The following is a 19,378-nucleotide window of genomic DNA, read 5'->3' as shown; positions in this document are numbered from 1 at the left end:
TCTCTACACCGAATAACTGCTCTGCAGGGAACTCACTTAATTCGGTTAAAGAATTGTTTTTAATTTGTTTTTATGTAATTGTTTTTTTTCTGTTTTTTACTCTGCCAGATACGCCTTCAGTTTCTCCATATCAGCTTTCATCACTCTCCGTCCCACCTCATAAATCTCCTTTAAATGGGCCGGATCACGCTCAACCGGTTTTGCACTGATGTCTCTGTCCGGGCGGATAACATGGATCCTGCCCTCTTTTTCCAGATATGCGATTTTATCCAGCATACGATTATACTGAATATGACGTTCATCCAGAAGCTTTACAAGCTCCGGATACTCCCTGAACTTCAGCCGGATCAGCGGCATCAGCTTATTATGTTCTTTTCTGTATCCCGGATGACGGGTACATACTACCACATTTTTCTCATAACCCTGTGAAAGCATCCAGTTTACAGGAATCGGATCTGAGATACCACCGTCCAGATACATTCTTCCATTCAACTTTACCGGTCTGGCGGCCAGTGGCAGGGAAGCTGATGCGCGCATCCATTCCACATCCAGCCTGTCTCCCATTCTGCATTCCTGATAGCAGGGTTTTCCTGTTTCAATATCTGTACATACAACCGTAAACTTCATGGGTGATCTGGCAAATGTCTCTGTGTCAAAAACATCCAGCTTCCAGGGCACCTCCCCATATGCAAAATCTTTGCTGTAAAGATCGCCGGTAGTGATCCAGCTTTTCAATCCCATATATCGTTTATCCTTGCAGAATCTGGTATTATAACGAAGGGTTCGTCCAATCTGGCGGGACTTATAATTACATCCAAAAATTGCACCGGCGGAAACGCCAACTGTAGAATCTGCATAAATCCCCTGCTCCATCAGCTCATCCAGAACTCCGGCTGTATACAGTCCCCGCATACCTCCACCTTCCAGAACCATTCCAAGGCCTTTCCTTTTATTGTCCTCCATAGTTTTTCTCACTTTCGTCTTTTTCTTAATGTCCTATAGCAATCCTCGTAAATAATGCATTTAAGACAGTCAATTGTATTTTTACTCATTTCATTTGAAAAACAAATTATTTAGAACATATTTTAACACCTTGAATGAAAATGTCAAACCTGTAATCTGTAAAAGCCCCCTGAAATTCATCCAGAAGGCTTAATACAACTCACAATTATATGTTATTTTCCAAGAAGTTTTGCTGCAACTTTCTCCATCTCATCTCTGATCTTAATATGCTGCGGACATACTTCTTCGCACTTACCGCATTTCACACATTCATTGGCTGATTTCCTGCCATGTTTGCCTACCAGCCATTCTTCCTGATGAAGTGCCTGATCTTTGCTTCCGTATAAGGTCAGATAATTCATTGCTGTAAAGGAACCGGAAACTCCGATTTCCATCGGACAGACTTTCGCACAGTAATTACAGGTTGTACATGGGATCAGCGGAATTTTCTTTAATTCTTCCTGTGCCTTTTTCAGAGTTTCCTGTTCTTTCTCTGTCAGTCCGTTGAAATCCTTCATATAAGAAAGATTGTCCTGCATCTGCTCGACATTGCTCATACCGGACAGAACAGTGATCACGCCTTCCAGATTTGCAGCAAAACGGATCGCCCAGGATGCTGCGGAAGATTCCGGTTCTGCTGCTTTCAGGATTTCTTCCACACTCTTCGGAGGAGTTGCAAGCATACCGCCTTTCACAGGCTCCATAATTACAATCGGTTTGCCATGTTTACGTGCCACTTCATAACATCCTCTGGCCTGAATTGCCGGATTTTCCCAGTCAGCGTAGTTGATCTGAAGCTGTACAAATTCCATTTCCGGATGTGCATTCAGAATTGCATCCAGTTCTTCCGGTGTGGAATGGAAAGAGAAACCTGCATGTTTGATCAGACCCTGTGCTTTTTTCTCCTGCACCCAGTCCCAGAGACCGAAATCATCGAAGTATCTGGTACGCGTTTCTCCAAGATTATGCAACAGATAAAAGTCGAAATATCCTGCTCCTGTCTGTTTCAGAGAAATGTCAAACTGTGCAGTTGCTTCTTCTCTTGTCTTGCAGTTGATCCATGCTGCGTTCTTTGTAGCAAGCTGGAATTTCTCTCTTGGATAACGCTCTACCAGTGCCTGACGGATTGCATCCTCACTGCCTGCATAAGCCCAGGCTGTATCAAAATAAGTAAATCCTGCATCCATAAACAGGTCTACCATCTTTTTAGTCTGCTCTATATCGATCACGTCACCCTCTGATTTCGGCAGACGCATCAGACCAAATCCAAGTTTCTTAATGTTTTCTCCTAAATAAGCCATGTGAAGACTCTCCTTATTTATTTTCTGGAATTGCCAGAATATGATTTCTGCTCATATTCTGTTTAACTATTATATTATAACGGAAAATTTTATCAATTTCTATTGCATGTCTGGAAAAAATCTCTTATTCTTTTTTTATAAAACAAATATCTATGAACTTTCAGAAAAAGGAGAACATAATATTATGGCAAAGATCGACCATGCGGCTATCCGCACCAAATCCTACGAAGACGCGCAGAAATTCTTTGAAGATGTTTTTGAAATGCATATGTGGCGTGAAATCGGTGAAAAACCAGAACGTAAATGCTGGTTCAGAGAGGGCATCCAGCTTCCCATTTTTAGTCATTCATAGTTGCTTCTTACAATGACCTCAATTGCACTTTTCCCATTTCAAGTCATTTATGCTCTTATTATAAAATGACTGTCAACATTTCCCAAAAAAAGCCTCCGGCAGAACTTTTTATTTCCGCAGGAGGCATTTTATATTTCTAAAGTAATTTCTAAAATATATTCTTTACATACTGATAATTCCCAGTACGTTCGCAATAGAGCTCAGCAGGATAATAATCAAACTAACAGGTGCAAAGTATTTAATGAATACTCTGTACAGTTTCTTTCTTCGGAATGGAGAAGACTGTTCAATTTCTTTCGCGATTCCGTCAATTCCAACCACTTTGAGCACCAGAATACAGGTTGCAAGTGCTGCCAGCGGCATCATTACTGAGTTTGTCATAAAATCAAAGAAATCAAGGAAGTTCATTCCGAAGATACGGATGAAATCCAGAAGTCCATATCCCATAGAGGATGCTGTTCCGAATCCAAGCATGATCACAACCATCAGACCGCAGCATTTCTTACGGCTCCAGTGAAGCTCGTCCATGAATGTGGAAACGCTGGTTTCCATCAGTGAAACCGCACTGGTCAGGGCTGCAAGTAATACAAGGACAAAGAATACGATTCCTGTTGCAGTGCCAAATCCCATACTTGCGAATACTTTTGGCAGTGTAATAAACATCAGGGATGGTCCTGCCTGAAGTGTCTCAGGATTTCCACCGGAGAATGCAAACACCGCCGGAATGATCATTAAACCTGCAAGAATTGCGATACCTGTATCGAAGATTTCAACCTGTGTGGTAGAGTTTTCGATGTCCATGTCTTTACGCCCATAAGAACCATAGGTATACAGGATTCCCATCGCAATAGACAGAGAATAAAACATCTGTCCCATCGCTGCTACTACTGTCATCCAGGAGAAATTCTTCATATTCGGGATCAGGAAATATTTCACACCTTCAATTGCACCCGGTCGTGTAACAGAATAAATCGTGACTACGATTGCCAGAACTACCAGAACAGGCATCATAATCTTTGACATTCGCTCTACACCATTCTGTACGCCACCGAGAATAATGATAAATACAAGTGCCGCAAACACCAGGAACCAGAGTTCTACCTGCCAGGAATCTGCGATAAAACTTCCAAAGTAACCATCTTCCGCTACTGCCTGAACATTACCTTTGAAATATTCTACAAGGTATTTAATTACCCATCCGCCAATGGTACTGTAATATGGCACGATCAACATAGGAATGACTGCATTCAGCCAGCCGCCGACTTTAAACGGCTTCGTTTTTCCAAAATGTGCAAATGCACCTACCGGACTCTTTCTGGTCATTCGTCCCAAAGCAGTCTCTGACATAATCAGTACATAACCAAATGATGCGGTCAGAAGAATGTAGATCAGCAGGAAAATACCCCCGCCATACTTCGCAGCAAGATACGGAAATCTCCAGATATTTCCCAGTCCTACTGCAGATCCTGCAACCGCCAGTACATAACCAATCCTGCCTGAAAAGCTCCCCCTGTTATGGTTATGTGTAGAATTGTTTTCTTTTTTCATTATACACCTCATCTCGTTACAAAAACCTCCCATAGGATTTCTCCCATGGGAGGTCTGCAGATTTTTTACTGATTTTATAATATCAAAAAGATGGGGGAATGTCAAAGATTAATATCTCGTTTCTGCCTCTCATTCTTCATTTAAAGAAGAATCATTAATGTACTTTTGAAGTGTTAAGCACTTATTTACCTCAATCTTATCAGGCAACATCAAATCAAATAATTCTATTCCCTTTGAACAATATGTACACTCTGTATACTTTTGCTGATTATATGATTTCTTAAATATAGCAAGAACTTTACATGCCGGCTTAATCAGTTTTTTTACATTTTCTTTATATAAATTGATTGGCATGTCCACGGTCTTTCCATATCTGAATCCAACACTTAAGACCGCTTTCGTATCCCCAACAAAATAATCTGATCTGATTAAAACCCCACTATTGATAAAATCACCAATCATACACTTATGGTACAATAATTCATGCAGATAAGGAAGTACCATTAGCTTCTTATATTAACAAAAAAGGCTGTCCATGTTGGACAACCTTCTATAAACTAAAAATGCTGATTTTTCTGTTGTCTGCCAACCGTCCGGCAAATAATCCCGGCAAAAATGTAGAGTTTTTCTGTTGCTCTCCAACCGTTCGCCTCATAACGTACGACATAAATGTCAGATTTTTAAGGTGTCAGCACACCTAACAGTTTCCTGTCATTTATATTATACGCATTTCTTTCAAAAAAATCAATTATATATTTTAACCAAAAGAAAAACCCCGGAAATATAATATTTCCAGGGTTTGATATATTCGTTGAAATTGTCTCTCTCGAAACAGTAAATTATCGTTTGGAGAACTACACATCCCGTAAAATAAGGCTTTCTGAGTATTTTGTGTGCTACATGTGTGTTACGAAAAAACATGATACCCTGTTCTGTAAAAGCCTTTTTGTTTTCTTTTGGGTGATTCCGCACATTACCAGACCACCCCACATGTTTATACTATACCCCCTACCCCGGTATATATTTTAAGTACGGGCTTTTCGTACTCATTGTTCTATGATATAATGTCCTTGTTGTCCACCCGATACCCGGCAACGGGAGGAGGTGAGTCTACATGGAAATCATCATTTCTTTTATTGTCTCCTGCATGGCAAGCATAGCCGCCTATTATGTTTGCAAATGGTTAGACGGTGACAAGTAGGGCAACACTAGCCTAGCGGTTTCTTGTCCGCTATAAAAAGCAAGACGAAGCCCCCAGTATTCGCAGTACTGAGGGCTTCTATCTTTTTCGTCCACATGGACTCATCATTTCTTTTCGCCTATTGGCATTATATCATATGCAATTTTCATTTGCAATATACCCAATATATTTTTTAATCGTATTTCTACTTATATGATATTTATTCATTAAATCTATTTGTTTTATGCTGCGATCTGAAAGAAACTTTTCAATATCCTCCTGAAGCTCTGGTGTCATCTTATCAAGCTGTCCCTCTTTGCGTCCCACTCTCGACTACGCATGTATCTCTTGTATTCTTCTGTCATATAAATTCCTTTCTTTAAAATTACGTTACAAGAAACCGTATGATTGTCTACAAAGTATGTCTACAAACATGTCTACAATCTGTATGGTTTATGTAACGGCATCTAGTTAAATGGCATTTCTTTTAATTCTTCATCACTGACTGTTACAAAGTCTGATTTATTTGTAGACATTTTCTCAAATCCACGTTGCATCCCATATTCTGCAAATCTGGCAGGGCTTTTTAATCTTTTCCATCCGGGAATCTTCTCAATAATACTGTTAATATTTGAGACTTTCCATTTTGGCGGCTCTGTACTTTCTTTAAGTGCATTATGCCAAACCTGCCTTGCACATATGCGTTCTTTGTCTTTTAAATATTCCTCGATAATTCCTGCCAGTCCGTCATTCTGTCTAAGAAGAAGTCTTACTGTCTGAGCATCCATCTTCAAGACCTTGGCAGCAGTCTTAACAGAAATTCTACCGTTTAATTGAGCAACTGAGCATGAAACATAGACCACACGATACACGTCATACTTGCGTTTCATTACTGGCAGCAGCAGGTATTGACGAACGAATCATTAAAAAGATAGTTGGACATGCAGGACAAGGCGTTACAGAAAACGTATACACTCATTATGAACTTGAATCCTTGCGTGAAGCTATAAACAAGATTTAAAGAAAGGATGTGATTTTATTGATTGTAGCAATTAAAAAAGTCCCATAGCTACCAATTACAGGACTTTGCCCTTTATCGAAACTCTCACATAACAATAAAAGGAGCATGGCTATTATAGCATACTTCTTCAACAGAAAGGAAGTATAAAGCATGAATTTAGCATCAGAAAAACAGCCTTTAGCAAGCGAGATTATCGCAGATCAGGCAGCAGAAGTCAAAAAGCTGAAAGCAGAGTTGCAAGAAGCGGAAGAACTTAGAGACATATACTACACCCAAAAATCCGTTTGTCAGATGCAGCTTGATATTGTTAATTTATTACACATATATATTCCAAGGAAACGCTATCGTTTATATATGGAATTGCGAAAAGTACTTATACGCACCAGTTCGAAGAAGAACAGGAGGGAAAGAACTAATGGAAAGATGCGATTTAACTCAAGTTCCTTGCCGAAAAGCTATCATGGAAGTGGTTCAGAACAACAAAAACAGAAGATCATTACAGCACACTTATGAACTGGCAGAACTTTTTCAGACAGCTTGTTCCGGTAATAAAGCTTTTATGGAATTATCAGAGGAAGACCAGGAACGTTTCTGGCTGATTACAGATGCTTTAATGATGAATGACCTGAAAGACCTTAAGCGAGTACATAACCTTGCAAATTATCTAATGATAAAGCAGATTAAGGATAATGTAAAAGCGGTGGAGGCGTAGCATGGACTATAAGAAAGAGATTATTGAGATGATACAGAAGATAGATAGTGAAAAATTCATGAAATTTTTGTACAACATGATTGTTTCATTCAAGGAGCAATGGGGGTATTGATAATGGACTACAGAAAAGAAATTGCTGAAATGATTAATAGAATCCGGTCAGAAAAGATTCTGCGGTACATTTACCTCTTTATAGCTGACATTTACAAGGATTACGGAGAACATTATACCAGAGGGCGGCGTAACTGCTGCCCTTTTTAATGCTTCTATTTTAAATAAAACCTACGTTACAAAAAAATGTATATGTATACTAATTACAGACCATTTACACGGTTTCTTCTGGTAACGGTCTTTCCAGTAAAAATAAGTATAGTTCTCAAGGGGGGGCAATATTACTGATACCCTTTTATTATCGTCCTCTGTTCCAGTCTGATTTTTAGCCCTTAAATCTTTCCCGGTAGCCCTACAGAAAACTCTAATATGAGATTGTCCGCATTTTATCAGGCTTTTCCAAATATGTCAAGCAAATTTGTGTGCTACTTGTGCGCTACGTGTGTGCTACGCATCAAAATTAACCACTTTTTTAGAAAATTTTAGGAATTTCAGATATAAGAAAAACCCCGGAAAATCAAGGTTTTCCGAGGTTTTAATAAATTTCTGTATTCGATTGGAATTATCGTTTGGAGAACTGTGGTGCTCTACGAGCAGCTTTGAGACCGTATTTCACGAAACCGAAGCTCGATTTTGCTTGATTTTACGCGGTTTTTCAAGCTTTTTGCTCTTCGTCCACCAGTTCTTAAACCCACGATTTTGTAGGCTTTTGTCGGATTTTAACCCTAATCTTTTTTTGATGTGTCGATTGCTCTGTTGATCACCCCATGTAATTGGGCAGGTTTATTATACTTGACTTTGGCGTAAATGTCCATAGTCACCTTGCTGTTTTCGTGTCCGGCAAGATACTGTACGGTTTTAGGATCAACCGAAGCATAAATCAGGTTCGTGATATAAGTGTGACGCAATTGATGCGGTGTCACTTGAAAATCCATCGTATATACCAACTTCGGATTGTTCGGCTGATGCTCACCAAGCTTCGGCTTTACCACATGCTTAATCTTCTGCCCATTCACATAGGTGTAATAGCAGCGTTCTTCCGTAGAACGAACTGCTATGTACTTCCACACCCTCACGAACTGGGATTCAGCCAGAGCGTTACCATTCCTGTCAGAGATCACATATTCCGATTTTGACTTTTCTTTTGCCTCTTTCAAACATTCCACCAGCTTGCCCGGAATAGGAATGTCCCTTTTAGCTGCTGGCGTTTTTAATTCTGTTGAAATTACCGGACGATTATTTACAGAACGCCATGCTCGCCTTACCGATATATATGGGGTGGCACCATCCAGGAAAACACAATCCCATCGCAGTGCAAGAATTTCTTCCCGCCTCAACCCTGCGTACAACCCAATCATTACGAAAACATACGGTGGTAATCCCCTGATTGTATCCAGAAGAATTTTCACCTGCTCATCCGTCAATGCCTTCTTTTCCTGCTTTGGTGTTCCGCCTTTTGCAGAAAGCGACGCAGCCGGATTATAACTGATGATTTTGCTTTCTTCTGCTGAATAGAAAACACATTTGATCAGCATATTCATTTTGCTGTACAGGGAAGCTGATTGCTTGGAGATTGGCACCAGCAGCAAGCGAAGGTCATCGGTCGTCACTTCGTCCATATACATATCTCCAATAGCTCCAATAATGTATTTTCTTATCGTGCGCTCATATCCGCTCAATGTGTTTTCTCGCACACACGCCGAGCGCATCTTCAACCATTTTTCGCAATACTCAGCTACTGTCGGATTATTCTTCCGGAATATTTCATCCTCAATACTGCGCTTCATCTCAATGGATTTATCGTACAGCTCTTCAGGAGTCTGTGCATATAGCGAAATCCATTTTCCATCCGCATCCTGCATTCGTGTTCTGTAATATTGAACGCCCCTCTTCATAATTGTTCCATATTCCGGCACTACTTTTTTTCTTGCCATTATTGCTTCCTCCATTTTCTTGATATATCCAAATTGATCTTTGCTCTTTAATTATCCAGAATGCTGCTCTGGTTCTCAAGGATGTCGGCTATATGTAAAAAGAGCAGGGATTATCCCTACTCTTTTTGATCTCATTCATGAAACTGTCTGGCCTATTCTGCATCCCACAGTGTAAAGGTATCCTCTAATATGCCCGCCAGTTCATCCGGTCGGTTATACTTTGCCTTTGCATAAATGTCCATCGTTATCTTGCTGTTCTCATGACCGGCAAGATACTGAACTGTTTTAGGATCAACCGATGCGTGAATAAGATTTGTAATATAAGTATGCCGCAGCAAATGTGGTGTCACTTCAAAGTCTAAGCTATAAACCACCTTTCCATTATGCGCAGCTCTTTCGCCCAGCACCGGTTTCACCGTATGCTTCACACGTTTTCCATTCTCATAACGGTAGTAGCTCCGTTCCTTTACAGTTCTGGTCACAATATACTGCCAGAGCCTCTTAAACTGCGTATATGAAAGCGGTTCACCCTCGCTGTTCGCAACAACATAGTCTGATGTGGAAGTCTCCTTTGCTTCTCTCAGGCATTTCGTCAGGCAATCAGGAAGCGGTACATCTCGATGAGCAGCCTTTGTTTTCAGTTCAGACATTATTACCGGTCGATTGTGCTCTGTATGCCAAGCTCTGCACACTGTCAAATACGGTGCTGCTTCATCCAGAAAAACTGAATCCCACTGCAATGCAAGAATTTCTTCTCGCCGAAGCCCCGCATACAAACCAAGCATCACAAATACATACGGCGGCAGTCCTCTTATCGCATCCAGCAATCTCTCCACCTGATCATCAGTCAAAGGGTTTTTCTCTTTTTGAGGAACGCCTCCGTTCTTTCCAGACAAATAAATTGTAGGATTGTCCTGAATCACTTTGCTTTCTTTTGCCGCCGCAAAAATGCTCTTATAAAGTATATTAACCGATTTGTACACAGACGCTGATTTTTTGGATACCGGAACCAGTGCCAGACGAATATCATCTGCTGTAACATCTGCTATATTCATATGACCCAGAGGCTTTATAATATGCCGGTTTACTTTCGATGTGTAATCCGTCAAAGTAGTGGCTCTTACCTGTGCGGATTGTAACAACAGCCACTTTTCGCAATACTCCTTTACTGTGGGGGATGATCTGCGAAATGTATTATCCTCAATCTGCTCTCTCGCTTCGAGCACCTTATCATATAGTTCTTCACGGGTTCTGCCATACAACGCCACCCGCTTTCCATCAGCATCCTCAATTCGAGTCCGGTAATATTCTTTACCAGCCATGATGACGGTTCCGTACTGAGGAATCGCATATCTTTTTCTTGCCATCTTCGACACCTCCAAACTTTTAGCTGATATATTCATTATTGCGAATAACCTTCCAATACTCAACGATGTCGAATTTCGCTCCTGGCTGTTCTCTTCCTTCGGAAAGTCGGATTGTTATCCTTCGGCCTTGCACGATGTGTAGACCTTGCAATATACTCCTGAAGTCCAACTTCAGTAAAATAAACACAGCCATTCTCAACATACTGAACGTAAGTGATCAGCCCTTCCATTCTTGCATGATCCAAGGTGTCCAGGCTAATTCCCAACATCTCAGCGGCTTCTTTACGCTTAATCAATTTATCCACCATCAAAATTCACTTCCTTTCGGCATTTGCCTTGTCTTTTTTTCTCTGCCTGTTCCGGAATATAATATCCAAGCTGCACTTTCACAGCTTCATCAATTCCGCGCATCTGTCCCTTACTTACCTTGCCGAGATACCGAATTACACAGGTCTTATCACATGTATCAAGCTGCTCCGCCAATACCATCGAAGATCTTGCCAGCCCTTTTGCCTTCCGAAGGAAATAATGTGTCGGCTGGCTTCTTTTCTTTTGTATCTTCGTTGTCAGAGGAGCAACCGTAATCGTCGGCGAATAAAAGTTGCCGACATCGTTCTGAAGAACCACTACCGGACGAACACCGCCCTGCTTTGATCCTATCGGAACACCAAGATTGGCAAGGTAAATATCTCCTCGCCGGTAAACCCAGTTTTCTTTCATCTGGTTGCCTCCAATCCCATAATCATCTATGGATAAAAGCTGGCAGAAAATGATACAAATGCTTTATTCTGACAGCCTTTCTTAAAATATGGTTTCTCTGTACTTTTTCTTGGCACCCCAGAGATCAGGGATTTCTCACAAGCGGCAGTGTGCTTCACTGCTCCATTGGAATTTAACCATCCCGCCTTCTTTATGGCCGGACCGCGAATTACGGAAGTATCATTGTCCCTGACAGGCTTTTACACCACCGTCGGTTGCAATCCGACATTTGCTGCTGCGATTCCGCTTCGCCCCTGTTGGGCATCATGGCGTGCAGTCGAAGGCTCGTTCTGTCAGTAATGTACTTGGAGAATGAGTATTCAATTTTCATAGTTCATCAGCCTTGTTGCCTTAGCTGTAAAGTAAGTATAAAAGAATGCGGTTTTACATAACACGCCGGAAACTGCGACTTTGCCCACCTAATTTTGCGAGTTCACATCAGTGCTTCCTGAAGCTGCGTAATGGCATCCTGCACTCTCCTTTTCAACGCATCCACATCCTGTCTCTTGCCAATGATCAGATAATCCAGCGTTACTCCAAAGAATTCCGAAAACAAAATCATGTCATTATAAGATGCCGATATTACTCCGCGCTCAATTTTGGAAATGCGTTTTGCATCAATATCAATCGCCTCAGCCAGGGCCTCCTGCGTATACCCTTTTGATTTGCGTAATTCCTGAATTCTTGCTCCACATACATGCTGATCGTAATACATACGTTTCTCCTTCCGCACAGCCGGTACAGAACCGGACCGACGGAAGGTCAAAAAAGGAGCCGCATGACGGTGAAGAAAAAATCCTGTGCCGATAAAACAGAACATGGGTATCCCATAATTCTGTCTCATGCGGCATTCGGAAGACTTCGCCTGTCAGCGGCTCCACAGCACAGCTATGACTTATAAAATTGTGTTAATAGGGTTATTTATTGTCATCTCAACCATTCAAAGACGAATAGTAGAGCTGCAATCTCCGTAATCTTCTCATCTCCAAAACATTGAAGACGGTCTCACGTCCGCAGGCCTTGCATTTGGTCTGCACATGTCCTCTGGTATCCTCAAAGACGATGATTGAATTATGTCGGCAATAAGGACACCTGACAGTCCTGGGCTTTTGGGAAGCGATTGCATCCTTTGCCCGGATAATTTTAATCTGCATTTCCGCAGATGGTTCCGATACTCTGATATTCCTGCTCATGGCCACACCTCCAATGGATCACGATATTCATAATCCTTTTTCCGGTTCAGATAGCCCAGTTGTTCCAATCGGATAGCTGCTGCTGATCTCGAAACGCCAAAGACACCACAGAAGGTATCTATCTTCACTTGGTCACTGTCGTAAAAACGCCATCCATAACAGGTCAGAGGCTTTCTGCTGTTGATGAACCACATCGCCCTATCTACTTCTGACTGGGGCATCAGGATAGCAGCTCCCAGCGAATTGGCCTGCCACTCGTTCCAGTCCTCCTGCGTTCTCAGAACGCGGGAACCTTTTTCCCTCACTTCCGGTCTCTTATGGCAGGCTATCTTTCGCTCATCGGAATCCAGCTGAAACAGTATCTGGTGAGCGCACTCATGCGCCAGCGTAAATCTGCGTTTTCCGCAGAGTTTCCGAATATTCGCTGGCTCAATGAAACTCTTGTCCAGAACCACATCATTGATTTTCAGGAAGATACTCCTCTGACTTCCATCAACATCTATCTGATATTCTGTATCCACATACGCGGTCAGACCATAGATGCTTCCGTCCGAGGACAACTTTTGAAATGACACCTTCAGGTTCAGATAATCGGATGCAAACTGGTCAATGGGTGTCGGAAGTGCGAATCTTGCCGGATCATCTGCTTCACTGCCGAAAAAGGACTTTTGAAAATCTCTTATCACTGCAACAGCGATTTCTTCTATGTTTTTCTGCGAAAGGATCATAGGCACGGCTCCTTTGCTTCAACGAACCATTTTTCATCTTCGTTGTACAGGAAACTCTCATGCCCACCGATCATGACCGTATAACGGATTCCGCAGCCACCCACCTTCGTGGAAGCCGCCCGACACTTATGTTTCAATCGGTCGATCTCATACACCCGTCCGTCAATCCAGCGAATCAGGCGCGGGCGGATATTCCCCTCTGCATCCACATCCAAATTCACAGGTACATATACTTTTCTACATTTCTGTTCCGACATATTCTACGCTCCTCTTCTGTAAACCGACAAATGTGTTGACTTCTTTTAGCAAAGAACTCACCAGATTCTACCGGTGCTGTATTAACCAATCATTCCTGTCGGCATAACCAAATCCACTTTTCGCTCTGTTGGCATCTTGCTTTTCTGAAAAAGTACCCCATTTTTAATCGCATCTTTCCCGAATCGGAATCGAATTTGCTCAATCGCTGCGTCCAGCCGTTCCTGGCGATCCAGTGATTTCATATCGGTGAATAGGTCGTATTGTATCGGACAATCCTCTTCAAACAGGTTGATTGCCCGAACCGTCACCGAACGAATCGGATGCTCCCACTGATAATTCTTTACAAACAGCGCAAATGCGGTTTTCGCCAGATAGGTGGGGCTTTGTGTCGGAATACTAATCCGGCACTGCCACTCTTTCGTGTAAAGCTCGTTGTTGCGGATGGAAATCGCAATTCCGCCAGCTTTCTTCTTATGTATTCGCAGCTTGGTTCCGATTTCCTGCACCAGTTCCAGCATGATGCACCAGACTTCGGCGTTATTCTCCAAATCCTGCATGGTCGTTATCCCGTGCCCAATGCTCTTTACCGGAGAGACATAATCGGAACGCATAACCGGTGAATCATCCAGTCCATTGGCATATTTCTTAATCACCAGTCCATTCTTCCCAAGGCGGCATTTCAGGAAATCATCCGATGTTGCAGCGAGTTCTCCAATGGTATGAATCCCATAACTGGATAGAACCTTCTCGGTCGCTCTGCCGACTCCAAGCAAGTCAGAGGCAGGAAGACACCAAATCTTCTCCCGGAATGAATCTGCTTCGATGCAGGTAATCGCACCCGGCTTTTTCATATCCGACCCAAGCTTGGCAAAAATCTTATTGAAGCTCACTCCTGCGGAAATCGTAAGTCCCAGTTCAAACTTAACCGTTCTACGAATCTCATCTGCGATTTCAAATCCGGTTCCCATGCAGCCGCTTCCGATCACATCCAGCCAGCATTCGTCCATCCCATACGGCTCGATCTGATCAGTATAACGACCGTATATCTCACGAGCTAATTTTGAAAACTTCATATATTGCTCATAGTGCGGCTCCACGATCACAAGATCCTGGCACTTCTGCTTTGCTTGCCAGATTGCCTCTCCCGTGGAAACACCAAACGCCTTTGCCGCATAGTTCTTCGCAAGTACGATACCATGCCGTTCCTCCACAGAACCACACACTGCCACCGGCTTGTTCTTCAGTTCCGAGTTCAGCATACACTCGACAGAGGCATAGAAATTATTCATATCACAGTGAAGAATCACCCTTTGCATCCCGTATTCCTCCTCTCCGTTCGTGAAAGCACGAACAACTTTTCACGAACGCATTGACACACAGCATTTCTTGTGATACTATAATTACACGAATTGTATTTCGTGTTTTCATCGTCATTATAGCAAGCACAGTTTTTCGTGTCAATAGGTTTTTATGAAAAAGTGTTCGTGTTCGTCATCAAAAAAGAAAGAGGTATTCCTATGGTCTTCAAAAAAAGGTTGAAAGAAAAAAGAACAGAAGCCAACTTAACTCAGGTAGAACTTGCAGAGAAGGCCGGTGTAACCGCCCGCACAATTCAGAATTATGAGCTTGGCAGCCGCAAACCATCCAATATGGTCACGATCCAGAAGATTGCGGATGCGCTGAATACTACTACCGAGTACCTGCTGGGAAGCAGCGGCACCTATGTCGTAGAAGCTCATGAAAAAGGCGGCGCAAAAGCAGCGAAAGATATTGAAGAACTGGTCAGCGAAGTGACCGGTATGTTCGCTGGCGGCGAATTAAGCGAAGATGCCATCGAAGGAGCTTATAAAGCTCTGACCGATGCCTACTGGATTGCCAAAGAGAACAATAAAAAATACGCCCCGAAAACGAGGCGTAAAAAATCCGATCAGTGATATTTATCGTACACACTTTTCGCTATACTGTAAACTGGAGGTGGTATGATGAATGCGGAACAGCTTTCACGGGTCGGTGAGAAACTGGTAAAACGCTGCGGTTCCAGAGACCCTTTTGAAATTGCAAGGCAGCTTGGTATCAATGTCATGCTTTGCGAAAATTTTGGTTCCCTGAAGGGAATGTACCGGGTGATTAAGCGAAATCGCTTTATTTTCCTGAATAACAGTCTGGATGAAAATATGCTGCGCATCGTGTGCGCACATGAATTAGGGCATGACCAGCTTCACCGGAATATGGCGAAAACCACCCCGATTCATGAGTTCATGCTCTATGACATGAAATCCAAACCGGAATATGAAGCCAACATCGTAGCAGCGGAGATTCTGATGGACAGCGATGAAGTTCTTCGCTACATCTATGAGTATGGATATACAGCCGAGCAGATCGCCAGTGCGATGTCCACCGACATCAATCTGGTTGCACTGAAGGTCGCACACCTGGCCACACTTGGTTATAATCTGCACGCACTGGAACATAAGAGCAACTTTTTGAAATAATGTATCTTCGAGGAGCCTTGACCGGCTCCTCTTTTTTGTTGCAAATTGTGCAGATGCCGTCTGCACAATTATCAGCCTAACATCTGCATGTGATAGAGCTTCACTTTTTCCTCGAACGGCAGTCTCGGATCAATGCCGACTTCTTCCCACATCACACCATACGGTGCGCCGCCATCTGTATATCCGGCGATAAAAGCAAAACGATCATCGCAGTCCTCATACAGTTCTGCCAGTCGTTCCCTCTCTTTCGCTTCCCGCTCCATTCTCCGTTGCCGAAGCCGCTGTTCTTCAGCCCGTTTAATCTGGTCGAGTTGTTCCTGTGTATAATTGACCCCCAGCTCCTGCAAATCTTTAGCGGCAGTCACAGCATCCACATGAAAGCGTTCCCGGTAATGCCTGTTCATCTTTTTCGGTGAGCCGGTATAGGTGAGCAGCCATTGCTTGCCTTTTCGGAGGCGTGCTTCCTTTCGCTCAGCCTTCGTCATTTTCTTTTTCTTTGCCATTTACGGAATCTCCCGGATTTTTTGCTGATAACTTTGGTTTGCGCTTCTTCGGTGCCGTCAGCTCATAGCTCAAAGAAAGCAGGTCTTTGATGGCATCATCCAGTTCTGGTTTGCCAAGCTGAATACTAAGCCATTTTTCCTTATTCATGTGATAGGCCGGAAAATAGCCGTCCTGCCCACGAAGAGAACCGATCAGCAGCGGATCACTTTTCACATTAAGGACATCAATGATGCCTGCTTCCGGCAGTCCCAACTTATCAGCGGATACTTCCAAAACTACACCATACCATTTATTATTGTCGTTGTGCCGCAGCACAGCATTCCAGTCATGCCAGGGGTATTCCGGCTCTGTGCCGTACTGCTGACGTATCCATGTAAATAATTCTTGTCGAGTCACTCCATCGCTTCCCCGCTGTTTTATGTATGGTTTTGTGCAACAACCTGTTGCACAAAGTTTTGCCTCAGATAACTCTCCGCACTGCATTGATATCAGAAATCATCCAGCGCAGCATCAATCTCTTCCAGCCGATCAATCCAGCCCAGGTCAGATTTCTTCTTGGTTGCTGGTCTTTTTTTATTACCACCAACCACTTCAAACCGTTTCTCTTCTGTCCCGAACAAATTTTTAACCTGAATTCTGAAATCCGGCTTGTTGTTGGCCATTCCCTGCATGAGCTGCACATTCTTGTATCTGGGCAGGAGGATTTGACAGATAGCCTGAATGTCTTGCTCTTTAATACACGGTGCCGCCATGAACTTTTTCGTTATGTAAGGCTTTATATCTGCCAGCACCTGCGACATAGAGGCTGTTCTTCTAACATCGGTCATAATAATCCCCCTTTCACAAACTCTCGCGCAACAAAAATATACCCGTTCGGATTATTATTGTAGACTAATACCCAATCCGCTTAATAACTTCATAAACGCTGGCAATCCCTCTGTTCCTAATATTTTATTAGAGTGGTGACCTGTATAATCAATCGCATTGATTCCAGCCATTTTTACATATTTATCTTTTTCTTCGGCCTTTAGTGTTGTCGTTAAAATGCACTGACGTTTTAGTTCAGATAGCAACGCCAAAACACGTTCTTCCTTCTCCGTTGACAAATCTTCTGCACGAAAAGAATCCATTATAATTGGGCAAGAATGCTTCGTTAATTTAGCAATGCTAATCAATCTTGCAATGTAATATACTGTTTCCTCACTTCCAGATACAACTGAGCCTCTTTTGGTAAACAGATCATCGTATAATTGCTTGCTTTCGATATCTATTTTCCCCTTCACCTGATTCATTTCTTCTACTATCGCTTCGTAAAAATCTTGCTGTGCCTTTTTGGAATCCTCTGTCTGTTTCTTTCCTGCTTTAACTTTTTGCTTTATGTCATCAATGGCTTCATCAAGTTTTTGTACCTTTTCTTCAATTTCAGCAATACTACTAAAGCCATTTTTATATGCCACTATGTTCTCGATTGTAATGTCTTCATCTTGCATTATCTCTTCAATTCGTTGCTGCATAGAAGAAATTTCAAAATCATACTTTTCTATTTCTTCAGTATACGCACTAATCCGTTCTTCAATGGACGCAATTATCTGCGATCTCATTTCAGGGGTAGACACATCAAACGAGTATGTAATTTTTCCTTTGCCTTTATATGCAATATGCGTAGAGTCACAGTCCATACAACGGAGTTCTCCTACCTCAATATTACGATTAAGGGAACGAAGCTCTTTTAATGTTCCATTCCATAAGCTTCTCTTTGTTGCCAGCTTGTTTCTCATTTTACGCAAATCAGATATCTTTTCAGTTATTTCTTCCATTTCGCATATTCTATTTTGAAATGCTACTTTGTCTTGAATTCGACTCAAATATTCTTTCGCCGGTGTCGATGTTTTATAAAATTCACTGATTTCCAGCTGCTCCTTACGTTTTGCTTCTAATTCCTTAATTTGATTTTTTAATCGAGTCATCTCATCAGCCGAGAGCGTAGATTCAGTCTCTCCCGCATAGAAACAAACCATATCCTTGAAGTTATCCTTATGATAGAATCCGGAATTAAAAATTGTTGATGTATCTTTTCCATCTTGCCCAACAAAGAACATCTGTGCGTATAGTTCCATGTCAGCAATTCTCTTGTTGCCATTCACAGATATTTGAGGCAACGAAAACACATTGTTGTTCCAGAAATTCTTAAATTCAGCAGTATCTTCAAAAAATCTAATATCACCTGCGCAAGATACGATGTAGGAATCGCCTCTTCTCACTACAATATAGACCTTATTATTTTCTTCAAATTCCAAATAATAATAATATTCCTTATAGTTGAATGAGCTCGGAAAAATCGGTTTGTTTCCGATAGTATACAGCATTGATTGAATCACTATCGTTTTTCCCTTATTATTTTCGTCGCTATATATGATATTGATCCCATCAGAAAATTCGCTTTCGATATATGCCTCATCAGTATTTCCCAGCCCCACTTTAATAATTTTCATGGAAGTAATCCCTCCTTAATCTTTGCTATAAAATACTTAAGTGATAACACATCGAAGTTAGGGCATTCATCAATTACGACATCAGCAATCTGCTGGAAAATAAAGTCAATATTCCTGTTCGGGTATTTCATTAGCAAAGTATATATTTCTTCAAATAATTTCCAAAACCCCTGTGCAGCGGAATTATTGAATAACGCCATACATAAAGATCGCTGGCATTGTTCAATCATTGATTGCCTCTGCTCTTCAGGAAATTTTGAAACTATCTCAATAAACGGTGTAGGAACTCCTCTTTCAAGAGGATTACTATTAATAACTAAGACTTCCCATACCTAAAATGGGCTTCGCACCTTGAAAATTCAATACTTCAGCTAACAAAATAGCGATTTATGCCACCACAGCCTCTGGATGGAGTGCATTACGC

24 protein-coding genes are annotated in these 19,378 nt (G+C 42.0%); 6 read left to right on the top strand and 18 right to left on the bottom strand.

All coding sequences use genetic code 11. The annotated features are described in order from the left end of the window. Positions 1–96: 96 nt before the first annotated feature. Together ACTNES_RS12915 and ACTNES_RS12910 are read right to left on the bottom strand one after the other, a co-directional pair. Positions 97–963: a patatin-like phospholipase family protein gene (locus ACTNES_RS12915; protein ID WP_181977746.1), complete on the bottom strand. Its 867-nt coding sequence runs from the start codon at positions 961–963 to the stop codon at positions 97–99. Positions 964–1,175: 212 nt separating this feature from the next. After that, on the bottom strand, positions 1,176–2,303 hold the full coding sequence (locus tag ACTNES_RS12910) for an aldo/keto reductase (RefSeq protein ID WP_300335306.1): 1,128 nt from the start codon (positions 2,301–2,303) through the stop codon (positions 1,176–1,178). 184 nt (positions 2,304–2,487) lie between these two features. Here ACTNES_RS12910 and ACTNES_RS12905 point away from each other — a divergent pair, with 184 nt between their 5' ends. Beyond that, positions 2,488–2,655 (top strand): VOC family protein, encoded by a 168-nt coding sequence (locus ACTNES_RS12905; RefSeq protein ID WP_291807020.1) that lies wholly within the window; start codon positions 2,488–2,490, stop codon positions 2,653–2,655. 162 nt (positions 2,656–2,817) lie between these two features. Here ACTNES_RS12905 and ACTNES_RS12900 read toward each other — a convergent pair whose 3' ends face one another. The 3 genes from ACTNES_RS12900 to ACTNES_RS12890 form a co-directional block, all read right to left on the bottom strand. After that, positions 2,818–4,203 carry a sodium-dependent transporter gene (locus ACTNES_RS12900; RefSeq protein WP_291807017.1) on the bottom strand — a complete coding sequence of 462 codons (1,386 nt, stop codon included), beginning with the start codon at positions 4,201–4,203 and terminating at the stop codon, positions 2,818–2,820. A gap of 129 nt (positions 4,204–4,332) precedes the next feature. Further along, on the bottom strand, positions 4,333–4,707 hold the full coding sequence (locus ACTNES_RS12895) for a PBECR4 domain-containing protein (RefSeq protein ID WP_441039555.1): 375 nt from the start codon (positions 4,705–4,707) through the stop codon (positions 4,333–4,335). 1,143 nt (positions 4,708–5,850) lie between these two features. Beyond that, positions 5,851–6,273, bottom strand: a complete 423-nt coding sequence (locus ACTNES_RS12890; RefSeq protein ID WP_291807081.1) for a hypothetical protein — start codon at positions 6,271–6,273, stop codon at positions 5,851–5,853. Between ACTNES_RS12890 and ACTNES_RS12885 the strand changes: the two genes are divergently transcribed. The 3 genes from ACTNES_RS12885 to ACTNES_RS12875 all read left to right on the top strand — a co-directional run bounded on the left by ACTNES_RS12885 (position 6,231) and on the right by ACTNES_RS12875 (position 7,116). Next, positions 6,231–6,404 carry a tyrosine-type recombinase/integrase gene (locus tag ACTNES_RS12885; protein ID WP_291807014.1) on the top strand — a complete coding sequence of 58 codons (174 nt, stop codon included), beginning with the start codon at positions 6,231–6,233 and terminating at the stop codon, positions 6,402–6,404. The genes ACTNES_RS12890 and ACTNES_RS12885 overlap by 43 nt on opposite strands. A 150-nt stretch (positions 6,405–6,554) precedes the next feature. Continuing rightward, positions 6,555–6,917 (top strand): hypothetical protein, encoded by a 363-nt coding sequence (locus ACTNES_RS12880; protein ID WP_291807012.1) that lies wholly within the window; start codon positions 6,555–6,557, stop codon positions 6,915–6,917. Positions 6,918–6,963: 46 nt separating this feature from the next. Then, a complete protein-coding gene (locus ACTNES_RS12875) occupies positions 6,964–7,116 on the top strand; it encodes a hypothetical protein (protein ID WP_300335311.1) in 153 nt (50 codons plus the stop codon). Between the two features lie 836 nt (positions 7,117–7,952). Here the strand turns inward: ACTNES_RS12875 and ACTNES_RS12870 are convergent. The 9 genes from ACTNES_RS12870 to ACTNES_RS12830 form a co-directional block, all read right to left on the bottom strand. Then, on the bottom strand, positions 7,953–9,161 hold the full coding sequence (locus ACTNES_RS12870) for a tyrosine-type recombinase/integrase (protein ID WP_427819648.1): 1,209 nt from the start codon (positions 9,159–9,161) through the stop codon (positions 7,953–7,955). Positions 9,162–9,313: 152 nt separating this feature from the next. Then, complete coding sequence (locus ACTNES_RS12865; RefSeq protein ID WP_178004994.1) at positions 9,314–10,528, bottom strand: tyrosine-type recombinase/integrase; 1,215 nt, start codon at positions 10,526–10,528, stop codon at positions 9,314–9,316. A 59-nt stretch (positions 10,529–10,587) separates the two neighbouring features. Further along, a complete protein-coding gene (locus tag ACTNES_RS12860; protein ID WP_252191842.1) occupies positions 10,588–10,836 on the bottom strand; it encodes a DNA-binding protein in 249 nt (82 codons plus the stop codon). Continuing rightward, entirely contained in the window at positions 10,826–11,248 is a 423-nt protein-coding gene (locus ACTNES_RS12855) for a type II toxin-antitoxin system PemK/MazF family toxin (RefSeq protein WP_013274262.1), read from the bottom strand. The genes ACTNES_RS12860 and ACTNES_RS12855 overlap by 11 nt, the downstream gene beginning before the upstream one ends. A 472-nt stretch (positions 11,249–11,720) precedes the next feature. Beyond that, positions 11,721–12,002 (bottom strand): helix-turn-helix domain-containing protein, encoded by a 282-nt coding sequence (locus ACTNES_RS12850; protein WP_427819647.1) that lies wholly within the window; start codon positions 12,000–12,002, stop codon positions 11,721–11,723. 217 nt (positions 12,003–12,219) lie between these two features. Next, the gene (locus ACTNES_RS12845) at positions 12,220–12,480 is read right to left on the bottom strand and encodes a hypothetical protein (RefSeq protein WP_005929785.1); all 261 of its coding nucleotides are present in this window, start codon (positions 12,478–12,480) and stop codon (positions 12,220–12,222) included. Next, a complete protein-coding gene (locus ACTNES_RS12840) occupies positions 12,477–13,208 on the bottom strand; it encodes an ImmA/IrrE family metallo-endopeptidase (RefSeq protein ID WP_441039551.1) in 732 nt (243 codons plus the stop codon). Before ACTNES_RS12840 ends, ACTNES_RS12845 begins: the two co-directional genes overlap by 4 nt. Beyond that, positions 13,205–13,465: a hypothetical protein gene (locus ACTNES_RS12835; RefSeq protein WP_013274265.1), complete on the bottom strand. Its 261-nt coding sequence runs from the start codon at positions 13,463–13,465 to the stop codon at positions 13,205–13,207. The genes ACTNES_RS12840 and ACTNES_RS12835 overlap by 4 nt, the downstream gene beginning before the upstream one ends. Before the next feature lie 81 nt (positions 13,466–13,546). Then, on the bottom strand, positions 13,547–14,782 hold the full coding sequence (locus tag ACTNES_RS12830; RefSeq protein ID WP_441039549.1) for a DNA polymerase Y family protein: 1,236 nt from the start codon (positions 14,780–14,782) through the stop codon (positions 13,547–13,549). Positions 14,783–14,983: 201 nt separating this feature from the next. Between ACTNES_RS12830 and ACTNES_RS12825 the strand changes: the two genes are divergently transcribed. Beyond that, entirely contained in the window at positions 14,984–15,400 is a 417-nt protein-coding gene (locus ACTNES_RS12825) for a helix-turn-helix domain-containing protein (protein ID WP_441039547.1), read from the top strand. 45 nt (positions 15,401–15,445) lie between these two features. Continuing rightward, positions 15,446–15,958, top strand: a complete 513-nt coding sequence (locus ACTNES_RS12820; RefSeq protein WP_008396542.1) for an ImmA/IrrE family metallo-endopeptidase — start codon at positions 15,446–15,448, stop codon at positions 15,956–15,958. 71 nt (positions 15,959–16,029) lie between these two features. Here the strand turns inward: ACTNES_RS12820 and ACTNES_RS12815 are convergent, their stop codons facing one another. From ACTNES_RS12815 to ACTNES_RS12800, 4 genes are all read right to left on the bottom strand, one after another. Continuing rightward, on the bottom strand, positions 16,030–16,443 hold the full coding sequence (locus tag ACTNES_RS12815) for a hypothetical protein (protein WP_441039545.1): 414 nt from the start codon (positions 16,441–16,443) through the stop codon (positions 16,030–16,032). Beyond that, complete coding sequence (locus ACTNES_RS12810; protein ID WP_441039543.1) at positions 16,430–16,858, bottom strand: MmcQ/YjbR family DNA-binding protein; 429 nt, start codon at positions 16,856–16,858, stop codon at positions 16,430–16,432. Before ACTNES_RS12810 ends, ACTNES_RS12815 begins: the two co-directional genes overlap by 14 nt. Before the next feature lie 92 nt (positions 16,859–16,950). Then, entirely contained in the window at positions 16,951–17,289 is a 339-nt protein-coding gene (locus tag ACTNES_RS12805) for a hypothetical protein (RefSeq protein ID WP_441039541.1), read from the bottom strand. Between the two features lie 54 nt (positions 17,290–17,343). Continuing rightward, positions 17,344–18,954 carry a hypothetical protein gene (locus ACTNES_RS12800; RefSeq protein WP_441039540.1) on the bottom strand — a complete coding sequence of 537 codons (1,611 nt, stop codon included), beginning with the start codon at positions 18,952–18,954 and terminating at the stop codon, positions 17,344–17,346. Between the last annotated feature and the right edge of the window lie 424 nt (positions 18,955–19,378).

The organism is Blautia sp. HCP3S3_D9, from assembly GCF_052063845.1.
Classification (GTDB): Bacteria; Bacillota; Clostridia; order Lachnospirales; family Lachnospiraceae; genus Blautia_A.
The sequence above is the reverse complement of the archived record's forward strand: the minus strand, read 5'-3'. Positions and strand labels throughout refer to the sequence as shown.